We start from the raw sequence: 15,869 nt of genomic DNA, 5'->3' as shown, positions 1-15,869 counted from the left end.
GATTCTAATAATAATTTTTTGTACGGCACTATACTTGATTTACTTTTTTATACATCATACTTAGTGTACCACTTGTTCGACCTTAAGTAAACCGTATTGAATTATGAGCAATTATCATCAGACAAGATTTGTTCCATAGGCTCGGGAGCGGTGGAATCGGCTGTCAAACAAATAGATAGAAGGTTGAAAATTTCGGGAGCTCAATGGTTGAAAAAAATGTCATAACAAGATGCTAAAACTTCGTTGTGCTTACCTCAACGATCTCTTGGCTATTTGAGGCTTTTTCAAAACCGGGATGCTCCCAAGCATGACCGCAGTGAATATAAGATTATAACTAATAACTTATATGCGGTCATGCTTCGCCCTCTTCAAAAACCAGATGCACCCGAAAAAGCGACAATTTTACAGATCCGCACCTTACACATGAGACTAAAGTGTCTCACTCCGCGCAACAATTGTCGTGTAGCAAGAGTTTTTATAAATAATATTAGATAGAGTTGAGAATATAAGTATTGTTAGACTCAAGTATTCAACGGGATAGTTTGTATGGATAATCTCTCCGAGCTTCTCAAAAAAATCAAGAATAAACCTTCAGTCTATTTGGGCAAGGTGTCAATTAGTTGTCTTCAGGCTTTCTTGTCGGGATACAATGTGGCACAGTATCAGCTTGGCGTACCTCTAAAAGAAGAAAACGCTCTAGATGGCTTTCAAGAATGGATACAGAAAAAATTCAATATTGATTCATCTCAATCATGGGCGAATATAATTCTCTTTTTTTCTCAGGATGAGAAAGATGCTTTAAATAGTTTTTTTGAACTATTTGAAGAGTTTTGTCAAAGTAAGAAGGTTGTCGAATCGGGGAAGGTGCACCGACAAGCAACCTACAGAGATTTGAAATAAATTCATAACCGCAGACATCCGCGCTCATCCGCGTGCATCTGCGGTTAAAAATTCCCAAATCTAAGCCATCACCATGCCGCCATCGACATTAAAAACTTGCCCGGTAATATAAGCCGCCGCCGCATCCGCCGCCAAAAACTTCACCATCCCCGCAACTTCCTCAACTTCGCCGTATCTTCCCAGCGGAATGTACTTTAAAATCTCGTCAGATTTGACATCCTTTGTCATATCTGTGGTGATAAAACCCGGTGCAACTGCATTCACAGTAATCGCGCGACTTGCCAATTCTTTCGCCACAGTTTTAGTAAATCCAATGACTCCAGCTTTCGCCGCACTGTAATTAGCTTGTCCGGGATTTCCCATTTGGCCGGCAACCGAAGCAATATTAATAATTCGGCCGCTGCGCTGTTTCAACATGATTTTGCTGACAGCTTTTGTACACAAAAATACGCCGGTGAGATTCAAATCAATCACTGCTTGCCAATCTTCTAGCTTCATCCGCAGCAGCAAAGTATCGCGGGTGATGCCGGCATTGTTCACCAAAATGTCAATTCGTCCCCATTTTTCCATGACATTACTGATGAGTGCATCCACTTGGTCAGTTTTGGAGACATCTGCTGCAAGGGCCACAGCTTCTCCGCCCGCTGCAATAATTTCTGCTACCGCCTCATCAGCCGCAGCGCTTGAACTGGCATAGTTCACGGCGACTTTAGCGCCTTCTGCTGCGAATGCTAAAGCGCAAGCCCGCCCAATTCCCCGCGACGCACCGGTGACAACGGCAACTTGTCCCTGCAATCGCTGATATGTCTCTGGCAATAATTCCATAATTCTGTCCTCAAAATCTATGCTCACAGAATTCTGCCTTAAAATCGATCCAGAACCAAAAAAATTTATACTGACTTATTGAGTTCAGTTGTCACAATTCCCTACTCGTTAAGCCTTCGGGTATAATGGGCGTCCCTTTACCACATTTTTAAGATGGCAGTTCAAAAACAGTTCAACAGTTTTGAAGAGTTACTATCGAGCTCTGATTTGCCTGTACTGGTAGATTTTTATGCTACTTGGTGCGGGCCTTGTCAGATGATGGTGCCGATTTTGGAGCAGGTGAGCGGTCAGACGAAAGATAAGCTCATGGTTGTTAAGATTGATACGGATAAGTACGAGCAGTTGGCGTCGCAGTTTCACATTTATGCTTTGCCGACTTTGGTGCTGTTCAAAAATGGTGTTGAGGTCGATCGCATTGAGGGAGTATTGCAACCGGCGCAGTTGATCGATCGACTGCAACCTCATTTGTAGGTTGGTAGTCAGGACTTCACTTTTATCTGAAAGGACTAAAGTCCTTACTACCAACGAGGAAGTTAGGTTCGTAGTAAGGACTTTAGTCCTCTTTTGGAAGGACTAAAGTCCTCACTACAAACCAATTGTGCATTTTTGTCTTATGAAAACTCCCAGTCACGCGATTATCAATCTCGCCATTCTTGGTAGAGCCCAGCAATCTGAATTTAACTTGCCGATCGTTATCGGCGGAATCTTACCCGATATCCCGATATTTTTATTTTACTTTTGGGCGAAGTACATTGCTCGCTTGCCGGAAGCTACAATTTGGTCAAAAGCATATTACGAGCCTGTTGTCCAGAATATTGTGGCTTTGTTTCATTCTATCCCCCTAGCTGCGATCGGCTGGGTAATTGCTTATTATTTTGGCTGGCAAAGCGTGCAAATTTTGTTTCTGAGCATGATTCTGCACTCTTTGGGAGATTTGCCAGTGCATAATGATGATGCTCACAGGCACTTTTTTCCGTTCAGCAATTACCGTTTTATCAGTCCTATTTCTTATTGGGATAGGAAGCACTACGGGTCAATTGTTTCTTTGGTTGAAATGCTGTTAGTGCTGCTGTCAACTTATCGCGTTTTTGGTTTGGTTAATTCTTATGTTGGTAAGATATTGTTGATTTTGGTGAATAGTTTTTATTTAATCGGCTCTGTCTCTTTTTACGTTCGTTCTCTAATATCATCTGCTGTCGAGCGACCGCGATAAAATTGGTTTGTAGTGAGGACTTTAGTCCTCTCTCCTGGTCTGAAGAAGGACTAAAGTCCTTACTACAAACTTAATATACTTTCTCTATCTTAATTATTCTGCTGCAATTACTATTTTACCCAACTTCTGTAAGGTGCGTCAGCTAATATTTGATTGCTGGTGAATTGAATTATGCTAGCTGACGCACCCTACCAATTACCAATTACCAATTACCAATTACCAATTACCAATTACCAATTACCAATTCCCAATTTCTAATTATTAACTGCGCCGAATATTAAAACAGCACCAATCTTCGCGCTTCCACAGAGTAGCAACAATCCAACCGTGTTGTTCGAGAGTGTCTGCAATTGGTTTAGCTTGTTCGAGCAAAATGCCGCTGAGAACTGCCCAAGTAGTCGGCTTGCTAATGGCGGTGAACTGCGGGATTAAATCAATGATTACTTCGGCTAAAATATTGCACATCAAACCGTCGATCGGGCCGCCCGTCATTTCGATCAGCCGATCGATACTTCCGAGTTCTGCCACCAACTGCTGCGGGTTAACGCGGTTGAGTTGTCGGTTGCTGATGGTCGATCGCACTGCCAAAGGATCTGTATCCAGAGCATAAACTTTTGTGGCGCCCAGCAACACCGCGCCGATCGACAAAATACCCGATCCGCAGCCGATATCAGCAACTACACATTCTTTGTCGTCAAAACCGAGGCGCATTTCCAGCGACTCCAGACAGAGTTGAGTCGTAGCGTGAGCACCCGTACCGAAAGCAACACCGGGATCTAAACGCAAGATTACGCGATCGGTATCAGTCGGTGGGGGAAGCCAAGCCGGATTAATTAAAAAGCGATCGCCCACTTCTTGAGGCTGCCACTGCTGCTTCCAAGTGCTCCCCCAGTCTTCATCTTCTATCAAATCCCACTGCATCGCAGGTAAGGGCAAACCCGCACACAAAGCATCTTGCCGCAGCCACAAAGACAGGGCCGCCAAATCCAACAATCCCGCTTGTTCCTCGGGCAAATAAGCCGACATCAGGCAGGAATTGCTTTTAATCTGAGTGGCAGTTCCCCGACAGTTAAACCGTTCCAGGCGCCAAAAGATGATATCTTCCAGCGCCGGATCGCAAAGAATTCTAATTTCCCACCAGCTATGTGCCATGACTATTTTAGATTTTAGATTTTAGATTTTAGATTCGCCCGTCAGGAACTGGATACTGGGAACTGAAGAGTGAGAAATGACGATTGACTAATAGAAAAATTCCAACTTTTTTGCCAATTAACAATGACCAATCACTTATTACCAATTATTCAGTCCTTGCATCCAAAATCTAAACCCCCCAAATCCTTCAAAGAGTTAGCGTCTAACGATTTTAGATTTTAGATTTTAGATTTTAGATTGTTAACGATTTTAGATTTTAGATTGTGGGAACCTAAAATCTAAAATCCTTCAAATAGTTACCGTTTAACGATTTTAGATTTTAGATTGTGGGAACCTAAACTCCAAAATCTTTCAAAGAGTTACCGTTTAACGATTTTAGATTTTAGATTGGGGAACCTGAAAAATCTAAAATCCTTTAAAGATTCACCGTGTAAGCATCCCGAATCCCAGGAACTTTCATAATTTCAGCCAATATACCCTCTGGTAGAGGGTCATCAAGGCTCAAAACCATCACTGCATCGCCTCGCACGATTTTACGGCCTACTTGCATACTGGCAATATTGACATTAAAACTGCCCAATTGGGAACCAATTTTTCCAATAATCCCCGGCATATCGCGGTGCAAGGTAAACAGCATATGGTGCGTCGGGCAAACGTTGACTGGGAAATCGTCAACGCTGGTAATCCGAATTTCGCTTTCGCCGAGGACTGCACCCGTGACTGTGTGTTCGCCGAGAGTTCCCTTAGCACAGAGGCGTAGAGAGCCTGTGTAGTCGCGAATTGAGGCGTCTCTGGTTTCCACGACGCGAATTCCGCGTTCTTTGGCTTCAATGCTGGCGTTGACGTAGTTAACGCGCTCTCGCAGGGCTTGGGAGAGCAGGCCTTTGAGGGAGGCGACGACTACGGGCTGGCTTTGGTTGCTGGCCAATTCGCCTTGGAGTTGGACGTTGAGGTAATCAACTCTGCCTCCGGCTAGCTGGCTGACGAGGTTGCCGAGGGTTTCGGCGAGTTGCAGGTAGGGTTTGAGTTTTTCGATCGAGTCTGGGTAAATTCCTGGGATGTTAACAGCCGATCGCGCCGGCAGTCCCAACAGCACATCGCGAATTTGTTCGGCAACGTCGATCGCCACATTCACCTGAGCTTCAGCCGTAGAAGCTCCCAAGTGAGGCGTCAGCACGATGTTTTGGCCGACATTTCGCAACGGAGAATCAGCTTCCAGCGGCTCATGTTCGTAAACATCGATCGCTGCACCGGCGATCTGGCCTGATTTGATCGCTTCTGCCAGGGCTGCTTCGTCGATGATGCCACCTCTGGCGCAATTAATTATCCTGGCCGTGGGCTTCATCTTTGACAGCACATCAGCGTTAATTAAGTGCAGAGTTTCCGGCGTTTTGGGGATGTGCAGGGTGATGTAGTCGGATTCGCGCATCAACAGTTCGAGCTCTACCAAGCGGCAGCCCAACTGTTCGGCTCTTTCGGTGGAGATGAAGGGATCGTAAGCGAGCAGTTTCATGCCCATTGCTTTGGCTGCGGTGGCGAGGTGGGAGCCGATTTTGCCCAAACCGACGATACCGAGGGTTTTTTTGTAAACTTCTACGCCGATAAAGCGGTTGCGCTCCCATTTACCGCTTTTTACAGAGGCGTTGGCTTCGGGGATGTGGCGGGACATCGAGAGCATCATGGCGATCGCGTGTTCGGCTGCTGCGATCGTGTTGCCTTCGGGGGAGTTGACGACTACAATTCCTTTGCGGGTAGCGGCGGGTACATCGACATTATCTACGCCAACGCCCGCTCTACCGATGATTTTTAGTAGATTTCCGGCTTCAATGATTTCTTTGGTAACTTGGGTGCCAGAACGGATCATTAAAGCATCGTAATCTGGAATAATTCGCACGAGCTCTTCGGCTGAGAGTCCTGTGTTTACGTCAACTTGTGCGACTTGGGAGAGGATGTCAATTCCGGCTTGGTCGATCGGATCGGATACTAGAACTTTAGGCATAGCAAGCAATTGAGTGCAATAGTAAAAATAGCCCTGTTGGCGAGCTCAAAGTTGAGACTTATGACTTAGAGCAGAATCTAACAGCTCAGCTCAAGCTTGCCTTTGTGCAGTTTGAATTGTATCCGTATTCGGTCAAGGTCGGTCATTTTTGCGTGAAATATTTTACCTTTGCGGGCGATCGTCCTGGGCGATCGTCTTAAAAACGCCCAATTGCTTAGCTAGCAAGTCTTTTCAGGCTATAATAAATTCCGGATATTGAAGCCTAACTATCAGGAATTATTTTGATGAATTATCTTATCGCCGTACTGCCCGATCGAATGCAAGCCGAAGCTGCCTATTGCGCCCTCGAAAAAGAAGGCTTACCCATGAAGCAAGTCAGCATTTTGGGACGCGGCTACAAAACTGCTGATGAATTTGGCTTAATCGATCCCAACCAGCAAGCAAAGAAACAAGCTAAACTCATGGCTGTTTGGCTGATACCGTTTGGCTTTATTGCCGGCGTTACCTTCAGCTTGATGACAGAGTTAAAGACTTTTGCATGGGCGGGCGAAATTGGCGATCACGCGATCGGCGGAGTGCTAGGTGCGATCGCGGCCGGAATGGGCAGCGTTTTTGTCGGCGGTGCGGGAGGAATGGCTTTTGGTAGCGGCGATGCTTTGCCCTATCGCAACCGTTTGAATGCGGGCAAATTTTTGATTGCAGTTAAAGGTACTGACGCTTTAACCGAGAAAGCTGCTAATGTTTTGCAGCAGTTTGAACCGGAAAATATGCAAGGTTATACAGAAAGTTAATTGTCATCTGCGTTCATCTGCGTTCATCTGCGGTTAAAACTTCCAAGTTAGTATTATGGCAACCGGTGCAGCGGCTTGTGCAAGCAAATATGTGTGTAGGGGCGAAGCATGACCGCAGAAAATAGGAGATTATAACTAATAACTTATATGCGGTCATGCTTCGCCCTCTTCAAAACCCAGATGCACCCTAGGTAAAAATCTAATATTGACTTGGATTCAAGTTGTGTTACCAGAATATTTGACCTTACTTGATATTTGGAGAAACCGATGGAAATCCCAACGATCGCTTTATCTTCTCCCCTGGAATTAACAATTGATCTAACTGACGAACAATTTTTTAATTTGTGTCAAGAAAACCGAGATTTGAGATTTGAGCGTACTTCTAGTGGAGGATTAATTATTATGTCGCCTACTGGTAGCGAGACTGGTAATCGCAACATTGACTTATCCTATCAACTTCAATCTTGGAGCCGTCAAAATAAACATTTGGGAATTGCGTTTGATTCTTCTAGCGGATTTAAACTGCCAGATGGTACTGATATTTCTCCCGATGCTGCTTGGATTCGGCGCGACAGATGGGATGCTTTAACTTCCGAAGAAAAAGAGAAATTTGCACCGATTTGTCCCGATTTTGTGGTGGAATTGCGATCGACTACCGATTCCCTAGAAAAATTGCGAGCTAAAATGAGATTGTACATGAAAAATGGAGCTCGTTTGGGCTGGTTGCTCGATCGCAAAAATCGGCAAGTAGAAATCTCCCGTCAAGGTAAAGAAGTAGAAATTTTAGATGCACCTCGAACTGTCTCAGGTGAAGATGTACTGCCCGGTTTTGTGTTGGATTTAACTGAGATTTTCTAGATGTGTAAGAAGACTCGGCGTTTGAAACCGCGTCTATACAAGCAAAACCTGCCGACGCAGGTTAAAGACGACTCGGCGGTTGAAACCGCGTCTATACAAGCAAAACCTGCCGACGCAGGTTAAAGACGACTCGGCGGTTGAAACCGCGTCTATACAGGCAAAACCTGCCGACGCAGGTTAAAGATAGCGCGGTAAAATTACGTTATTATCTTTAGTCCCTCTGAGCTCAGACATTGTTTGTATAAACCAGGTTTCAACCGTACTTCCTATTTTTTGACTAACTTATGATATGATACGATGCCAAAGGTTGCGTTTGGTATAACCTATGAAAATCCTCCACGGCACTTGGATTCCTCAAACAGAAGAGAGTTTTGTTCAAGCTGGAACGTTTTATATTTGGGTTGAAACCACTGAAAAGAAAAAACAGCCTGCTAAGGTTCATCCCCGACAATTGGAGACGGCAGAGTTAACAGAGTTTCTAACGAAAGAAGCCGGGATTCAACTGCCACCAGTCAGCAATACAAGTGGGATGGGACTAGAATATGCGATCGCCCCTCGGTACTTTTTACTCCCCACTGCCAATAACCAGCCGTTACCATCTTTAGAGTTAGCGCGATATTTAGAGACAGAATTACCCGAAACATTTGAGTTGGAATATTGGGAAGTCGATTGTGTGCCAATCGCCACCCACACTTTGACTAAAGTATTGAACGATCTGCATTTTTTTGCCCTCTATGATTTAGCAGAAGTTCAGTTCGGTTCAGATTTGCTGTTTTGGTATCACTACACCCAATTTTTTAAGCAAATTGTTCTGAAAGATCATTATATTCCGGCGTTGCGCTATCGAGAAACTGCTCCGATCGCGATCGCACCCATCGAAACATCGGAACCCGCTGAGAAAGCCACGCGCGGGCGCAAGAAAGCGGGTGAAACAAAAACAACCGCAAAGACTGCAAAAGCTCCAAAAACACCTGCCAAAATTGCACCCAGCTTTGAGATTTATCCGGGATGGGAAATTGTTTCAGCGCAGTACGAAACAGAGTTACAACGCTATGTTGAATGGATGCCTTTAGTTTGCGTGTCCGGTTTTCGGAAGATCCAGCTACAAGATACACCAAAGTTCTACGATCGCGAAATGTTGCTGCGTAATTTTTCAGAATGTGCGATCGCCGAAATTGTCACTCAAACCCCCATCCCAGCATCATTTGAGAATAAGATTGTTGATTCTTTACTCCAAATCTGCTTCAACCAAACAGGAAAAAACGCGCGAGTCAGCCTTGAACAATACCGGCAATGGCAAACCTGGCGCGATCGCATTACGCGCAATCAATCTGCTGACTCATTCTCCCTCTGCTTTCAACTACAATCCCCCGAAAACCCCGAACAGCCTTGGGTTTTAGAGTTTCAGGTGGCGGCAAAACAAGACCCATCTCTGCGGGTGCCGTTGCAGGATTATTGGCGATCGCGATCGACTCAACAAAAACAGTTGCAAACACAATTCGGCGACAACTTTGAGCAACATTTGCTAACAAATCTCGGCTACGCTGCGCGGATTTATCCCCTACTTTGGCAGGGGCTAGAAACCGACAAACCCGCTAACATTTCCCTCAACGTAGATGATGCTTTTACCTTCCTCAGCGAGTCCGCTTGGGTATTAGAAGATGCCGGATATAAAGTCATTGTTCCCGCTTGGTGGACGCCGAAGGGACGACAGCGGGCAAAGATTCGCCTGCAAGTCAAAGGGAAGGGCAGCAAAAGCGCTGCAATCAAGGGCAAGGGATTGTTTTCGGCAGATTCCTTGGTGGAATATCAGTATGAATTGGCGATCGGAGGCGAACGGGTTAGCGAACAAGAATGGCAGGCGTTAGTTAATAGTAAAACGCCGTTGGTACAGTTCCGAGGACAATGGATGGAACTGGACAAAGATAAAATGCAGGAGATGCTGAATTTTTGGCAAAAACATCGCGAAGAGAATCCCGATGTCAGCTTGATTGACTTTATGAAGTTGACGGCAGAAGGAGAAGCTAGTGAAGATTTGGAGGTGGAGCGCGATCGGGCTTTATCGGATATGTTGGAGAAGCTGCACGATAAGAGTAGGTTAGAGTTAATTGCAGATCCAGTAAGGTTTCAAGGCAAACTCCGGGATTATCAAAAGCGCGGTGTTTCTTGGTTGAGTTATTTGGAAAGTTTGGGATTAAATGGCTGTCTTGCCGACGATATGGGTTTGGGTAAATCGGCGCAGGTAATTGCTCGATTATTGCAAGAAAGAGAAGTTTTATCCACTAGCAAAGAGACGGAACAAGGAACGGAAAAGAAGACAAAAAAAGGGACAGAAAATCAGATTTTACCCACGCTGCTAATTGCGCCCACTTCCGTAGTCGGCAACTGGCAGAAGGAAATGGAAAAATTTGCTCCAGAATTGCGATCGCTGATTCACCACGGCCCTCAACGCTTGCAAGATGCCAAAGCATTTAAAGCCGCCGTCCAAGATTGTGATATGTTGATTACTTCCTTTACCTTGGCGCGCAAAGATGAGAAGCTGTTGAGCAGCGTAGCGTGGCATCGGCTGGTAATTGATGAAGCGCAGAATATTAAAAATCCGAAAGCGGCGCAAACCAAGGCGATTTTAAAGTTACCCGCTACCCATCGACTAGCATTGACTGGAACACCTGTAGAAAATCGCTTGTTAGATTTATGGTCAATTTTTAATTTTCTCAATCCCGGATATTTGGGAAAAGAGGCGCAGTTTCGGAAAATGTTTGAATTACCGATTCAAAAACATGGGAGTCGCACGCAATCAGCCGCGCTCAAAAAATTAGTAGAACCTTTTATCCTGCGCCGTCTGAAAACCGATAAGTCCATTATTCAGGATCTCCCCGACAAAGTTGAGCAAAAGCTCTACTGCAATCTCACCCGCGAGCAAGCTTCGCTTTATGAAGCCATTGTGAAAGAGGTAGAGCAAGAAATTGATGCGGCTGAAGGAATGAAGCGTAAGGGGATGATTTTGGCGACGCTGCTGAAGTTGAAGCAAATTTGCAATCATCCCCGCCAGTTTTTGCAGGATGAAAGTGAGTTTACACCAGAGCGATCGCACAAACTGGAACGGCTGATCGAGATGATTGAGGAAGTCAAAGCCGAAGGCGAAAGTTTATTGGTGTTTACGCAGTTTACCGAATTGGGAAGCGCGTTAGAAAAATACATCAAACACACGCTACATTATAACACTTATTACATCCACGGCGGAACGAGTCGCGAAAAACGGGAACGGATGATTTCAGAGTTCCAAGATCCAGAATCAGAACCTTCGGTATTTATTCTATCACTGAAGGCCGGCGGTGTGGGAATTACCCTGACAAAAGCCAATCACGTGTTCCATTTCGATCGCTGGTGGAATCCGGCGGTGGAAGATCAGGCGACGGATCGGGCGTTTCGGATTGGACAGGAAAAAAATGTGTTTGTGCATAAGTTTGTGGCAATTGGCACTTTGGAAGAAAAGATTGACCAAATGATTGAGGACAAAAAGAAATTGGCAGGTTCAATTATTGGTGCTGATGAATCGTGGCTGACTGAGTTGGATAATGAGGCATTTAAGAAGTTAATTCGGCTCAATAAAAATGCAGTTTTAGATTAGGATAAAATCAAAAATATGTCACAATTTACTCGGACTTGGTGGGGCAATAAATTTATCGATGGGCTGGAAAGATTTACCGATTCTGGGCGTCTCGGGCGGGGACGTGCCTATGCACGGAATGGTAAGGTAAAAAGCTTTGGTATGAATGATGGGTTAGTGATGGCACAGGTGAGAGGCTCGGTTAATCCTTATTTTGGGGTTTATAAGGAGCCGCTGTACAAAACTAAAATTGAGTTTGAGCCGATTAGTCAGGAAAAGTGGAAAGTGGCGATCGCCCAAATGGCATCAAAAGCCAGCTTCATTTCCCGCTTGCTGCTCAACGAAATGCCCGACAACATTGAAAACGCTTTCTCACCCCTCGGATTGCACCTGTTACCCAGCAGCCGTGAGGACTTTAAAACCACTTGCTCTTGCCCAGACTATAGCAATCCCTGCAAACATATTGCCGGAGTCTATTATCTGGTGGCGGCCGAATTGGACAAAGATCCATTTTTGCTGTTTGAATTACGCGGACTTTCTAAGGAAGTGCTGCACCGCGAATTGGCAAAAACGCCTTTGGGCTTGGCGCTTTCTGCCGAGTTGACGGCGGATGCAGCGGCCCCTGTGGCGGTGGATTCCTATTACACGCAGGCGATCGCCAATGAAGCGCAAACTGTCAGCCTGAGAGAGTTTTGGCACGGTGCGAAGCGGTTGCCGCAGACGATTGATGTGGGGGTGCAAAGTGGCGTAAGTGCGATCGTGGTGAAAAAGCAGGGAGATTTTCCGCCGTTTTGGCATAAAGATGGTTCATTTATTGAGGCGATGGAAGAGCTGTATATGCGGGTGAAAACGAAGAATAAATTGTAAAATTTGACAATGCGCGATTGCTGATTAACATCATGTCCGGTAGCGCAATAAACAAGGTTCGTAGTGCGGACTTCAGTCCGCTCTTAAAATGCGGACTGAAGTCCGCACTACCAACCATTTTTGTTAAGGTAATCGATCGGTAATTCGGCAACCTCCGCCATCAATTAATTCCTCAGCTACTGTTGCAGAAATTCTCTAAATTAGGAGAAATTTCCCTTCGAGCTATGGATTTGAGTGCGGGATGAAGCTTGACTGAGCATCCCCAAATCCCCGTGCTTGGAGATCTGCGAATGATAAAAGCAACATAAGCCGAAACTGTCCGGATCGCCATTACCTATCTGCGAACTATGATTGTATCAAGGTCTCTTAGACCGTCACAAAACTTAGTTCATCCCATCCTCGTTTTATGGTAATTTTTACCTATATGTTACTAAAAAACAAGGGTAAAATTTGATAAATGGTGAAAATCATGAAACCTTCCCTTCCCCAAGACGATGCGAATAAACAAAAGCGCAGCGATTTCTTAAGTCGCGAGCAACAAGCTTACCAATTTGACTATAACAGTTTATCACCTTTGGCATTATTGAAAACTGTGCCAGCGAATGAGAATTTTTCAAGCGATTATATTGGAGAACGCATAATAGCAACCTCTGAACTTGCTGTAAATATGTTGGCAGTTAAGGCGAGATCTTTTCTAGATCCTCTCGACGAACTCCAAGATTATGAAGACTTCTTTCCCGTACTGCGGTTGCCTCAAGTTGCCAAGGCTTACCAAACCGATCGCTCTTTTGCCGAACAGCGGTTGTCTGGGGCAAATCCGATGGTACTTCGTCTCTTAAGTGCCACCGATCCTCGGGCAGAAATCATCACAAAACTGGACAGCAAGCAGCCATTATTGGAACTGTCCAGACTGTTACGGGAAAAAAGTATTTACATTGCCGACTACACAGGTACAGATCCAAACTATCGCGCACCTTCTCGAATTCAGGGAGGCACCTACGAAAAGGGCAGGAAATACTTGCCGAAACCTCGTGCTTTCTTCGCTTGGCGGTGGACTGGAGTGCGCGATCGCGGTGAACTGGTACCCATTGCGATCCAACTAGACCCCAAACCGGGCAGCCGTGTCTACACGCCGTCTGATCCGCCACTCAATTGGTTATTTGCCAAACTCTGCGTGCAAGTAGCAGATGCCAATCACCACGAAATGAGTTCGCATTTAGGTCGAACCCATCTAGTTATGGAACCAATTGCGATCGTCACAGCGCGACAGTTAGCTGAAAATCATCCCCTCAGCTTATTGCTCAAACCCCACTTTCGCTTCATGTTGACCAACAACAATCTCGCACGCAACCAGTTGATCGCCCCTGGAGGTCCCGTCGATGAGTTGCTGGCAGGAACCTTGCCAGAGACAATAGAGATAGGTAGAGAAGCCTGCACTAACTGGAGTCTGGATCAATTTGCCTTCCCAACCGAACTCAAAAATCGCGGAATGGACAACACAACTCAACTACCTCACTACCCTTACCGAGATGATGGATTGCTGCTGTGGAACGCGATTAAAACCTTTGTCTCCGGCTATCTCAAATACTTTTACCCGACAAAGCAGAAACTTACCGATGATACCGAACTGCAACGCTGGGCCCAAGAATTATCATCGGAGAAAGGGGGTAAAGTCAAAGGAATGCCACAGCGCATTGAGGATGTTGAACAATTGATTGATATTGTCACAACAGTGATTTTTACCTGCGGGCCGCAGCATTCTGCTGTGAATTATACCCAGCATCAATACATGAGTTTTGCTGCCAATATGCCTTTGGCTGCCTACCGCGATATTCCGGCGATTAACAAGTCAGAGACTCCCGAAGTAATTACGGAAATGAAAATTTTACAGTTGCTTCCGCCCTACAAAAAAACTGCCGAACAACTGCAAATTTTGTTTACTCTGTCAGCTTATAAATACGATCGTTTGGGTTATTATGATAAATCTTTCCGAGAACTCTATCGTGCCACCTTCGACGAAGTTTTTGAAGGTACTCCGATCCAACAGTTAGTCAGACAGTTCCAGCAAGATTTGAATGTGGCAGAACAGAAGATAGATCTGAACAATAAAAAGCGATTAGTGCCATATATTGCTCTCAAACCTTCTTTAGTGATCAATAGCATCAGTATCTAATACCTAATTCGCGTGAAAAACCGCTGCTAAAATTCAGTAATTTTTCACTATAAGCTCAATTTTCCGACATCATATAACTATCTAAAATCCGTAGGTGTGCACTGCATACCTACGGATTTTTGACATCGTTAAATTAGCGCTTATATTCTTCGATAATACTGCTATTTACCGACATTTTTCCCAACGAATCAGTGAAGGTGACTTCATCTTTATAATGCCGGGGCGTTTCCATCAGCAACCGCCAAGCTTCCCCAGCATCGATTAAATTCATTCGATTGGGATAGTGAACGTTTAACAACTCTTGCACCATCGGGTAATAGTTGGAGTTAATGCTAGGGAAAATGTGGTGTTCTGTATGGTAAGAGAAATTTAAGTGCAGCAGGTCAAATATTTTAGGAACCCGCAGGGAAGTAGTATTGATCAGCGGGTCATTAATGTTGGTCATCCGGCAACCCATGTGGTTGGTATAGATGTAAAACATTGTGCCTGCGTGACCCAGTGCGATCGGCAAAATGTAGGCAAGAGCAACTTTAATCGGGTTAAAGTCTAGGTAAAACAAGATCCCTAGATGGATTCCCAAGATTCCGAGAGATTCCAAGGCGATCGTCAATCGATCTTTCGGACTAACGGTAAACGCAGCCGGCACGTAATCCACAGATTTATCGTTGAATAACAATACCGATGACACGTTGCGGAAATTGTGCACCAACCACGATCCAGCCATGCCTACAATGAACCACAGGGGACTGACTTCCACCGACGGTACAAATAGATTTTGAATCCATTTTCCCCAAGTATCCGGTTGCTGGAACAGGTAATTGCGATCGGGGTCTGCTAAGGAATTGGTGGTACTATGGTGTACGAGGTTGTGCAGCGATTTCCACTGAGTAGGTGGCATCAATAGCATACTTAGGCCTAAAAAGGCGATCGAATAAGTCAGCCGGGATTTTTTCTGAACGCTGCCGTGCATCAGATCGTGGGAGCTAAATAGCAAAACTATGATACTATTGCCCATAATCGCAGCCAAAGGCAAGTAAAGCCCTAAAAGGTAGACAGGCCAGCGATCGAGGTAGTCAGCAATTCCCCATCCCAGCAATAAAATTCCCAGATTGATTAACAGGATTGTTAATTTGCTAGGATCTGGTTCAAAAGCATTTGGTGGCAGCAGCGGACGCAATTTTTTAACATAAGCCGATTGGTGAATTAGCGTTTCGCGATCGACAGTCTCGTCTAAAGAAATGAGCATTTTTTCTGAATTCATTGTTTGCTAATCACACCAAAATGTTAGTCAGATTGTTTTTTTGACATTTATTAGTATATCATATTTGCCGATAAATTGGTTTCATTAAATCATTTTGTGATGATGTTTATATGTGCGATATAGACAATTTTAAAATCATATTTGGTGTAAAAAACTGCCCAATATCTCCGCTTCGCTTCGGCCAATGCCCATGAGTACCTCATATTTATGAGAAAGGCTA

General features: G+C 44.9%; 12 protein-coding genes and 1 pseudogene. 9 read left to right on the top strand and 4 right to left on the bottom strand.

Going from position 1 to position 15,869, the window contains the following annotated elements; translation table 11 throughout:
- Nucleotides 1-93: 93 nt before the first annotated feature.
- A pseudogene (locus JGK11_RS21655) lies at nt 94-277 on the top strand (ISKra4 family transposase); the annotation flags it as partial.
- 374 nt (nt 278-651) lie between these two features.
- Nucleotides 652-900: a hypothetical protein gene (locus JGK11_RS21650; protein WP_293186386.1), complete on the top strand. Its 249-nt coding sequence runs from the start codon at nt 652-654 to the stop codon at nt 898-900.
- A gap of 60 nt (nt 901-960) precedes the next feature.
- Here the strand turns inward: JGK11_RS21650 and fabG are convergent, their stop codons facing one another.
- The gene (gene fabG, locus JGK11_RS21645; protein ID WP_293186385.1) at nt 961-1,725 is read right to left on the bottom strand and encodes a 3-oxoacyl-[acyl-carrier-protein] reductase; all 765 of its coding nucleotides are present in this window, start codon (nt 1,723-1,725) and stop codon (nt 961-963) included.
- A gap of 153 nt (nt 1,726-1,878) precedes the next feature.
- Between fabG and trxA the strand changes: the two genes are divergently transcribed.
- Nucleotides 1,879-2,196 (top strand): thioredoxin, encoded by a 318-nt coding sequence (gene trxA / locus JGK11_RS21640; protein ID WP_293148879.1) that lies wholly within the window; start codon nt 1,879-1,881, stop codon nt 2,194-2,196.
- Between the two features lie 142 nt (nt 2,197-2,338).
- Complete coding sequence (locus JGK11_RS21635) at nt 2,339-2,938, top strand: hypothetical protein (RefSeq protein WP_293208014.1); 600 nt, start codon at nt 2,339-2,341, stop codon at nt 2,936-2,938.
- A 261-nt stretch (nt 2,939-3,199) separates the two neighbouring features.
- Here the strand turns inward: JGK11_RS21635 and prmA are convergent, their stop codons facing one another.
- Together prmA and serA are read right to left on the bottom strand one after the other, a co-directional pair.
- Nucleotides 3,200-4,090: a 50S ribosomal protein L11 methyltransferase gene (gene prmA, locus JGK11_RS21630; RefSeq protein WP_293186381.1), complete on the bottom strand. Its 891-nt coding sequence runs from the start codon at nt 4,088-4,090 to the stop codon at nt 3,200-3,202.
- Nucleotides 4,091-4,505: 415 nt separating this feature from the next.
- Nucleotides 4,506-6,089 (bottom strand): phosphoglycerate dehydrogenase, encoded by a 1,584-nt coding sequence (gene serA, locus JGK11_RS21625; protein WP_293186380.1) that lies wholly within the window; start codon nt 6,087-6,089, stop codon nt 4,506-4,508.
- A 284-nt stretch (nt 6,090-6,373) separates the two neighbouring features.
- On the opposite strand from serA, the gene JGK11_RS21620 reads away from it, so the two are divergent.
- The 5 genes from JGK11_RS21620 (at nt 6,374) to JGK11_RS21600 (ending at nt 14,388) form a co-directional block, all read left to right on the top strand.
- Nucleotides 6,374-6,880, top strand: coding sequence for a hypothetical protein (locus JGK11_RS21620; protein WP_293212816.1), 507 nt, complete (start codon nt 6,374-6,376; stop codon nt 6,878-6,880).
- Between the two features lie 267 nt (nt 6,881-7,147).
- Nucleotides 7,148-7,738: a Uma2 family endonuclease gene (locus tag JGK11_RS21615; protein ID WP_293212814.1), complete on the top strand. Its 591-nt coding sequence runs from the start codon at nt 7,148-7,150 to the stop codon at nt 7,736-7,738.
- A gap of 325 nt (nt 7,739-8,063) precedes the next feature.
- Nucleotides 8,064-11,369, top strand: a complete 3,306-nt coding sequence (locus tag JGK11_RS21610) for a DEAD/DEAH box helicase (RefSeq protein ID WP_293212812.1) — start codon at nt 8,064-8,066, stop codon at nt 11,367-11,369.
- Nucleotides 11,370-11,384: 15 nt separating this feature from the next.
- On the top strand, nt 11,385-12,215 hold the full coding sequence (locus JGK11_RS21605) for an SWIM zinc finger family protein (protein ID WP_293212810.1): 831 nt from the start codon (nt 11,385-11,387) through the stop codon (nt 12,213-12,215).
- 469 nt (nt 12,216-12,684) lie between these two features.
- Entirely contained in the window at nt 12,685-14,388 is a 1,704-nt protein-coding gene (locus JGK11_RS21600; RefSeq protein ID WP_293208005.1) for a lipoxygenase family protein, read from the top strand.
- A gap of 133 nt (nt 14,389-14,521) precedes the next feature.
- On the opposite strand, the gene JGK11_RS21595 is transcribed toward JGK11_RS21600, so the two are convergent.
- Nucleotides 14,522-15,634 carry a fatty acid desaturase gene (locus tag JGK11_RS21595; RefSeq protein ID WP_366035307.1) on the bottom strand — a complete coding sequence of 371 codons (1,113 nt, stop codon included), beginning with the start codon at nt 15,632-15,634 and terminating at the stop codon, nt 14,522-14,524.
- Between the last annotated feature and the right edge of the window lie 235 nt (nt 15,635-15,869).

The sequence above is a fragment of the Microcoleus sp. PH2017_34_RAT_O_A genome, from assembly GCF_020737885.1.
Taxonomy (GTDB): Bacteria; Cyanobacteriota; Cyanobacteriia; order Cyanobacteriales; family Microcoleaceae; genus Microcoleus.
This window is presented reverse-complemented; position numbering and strand designations above follow the sequence as displayed.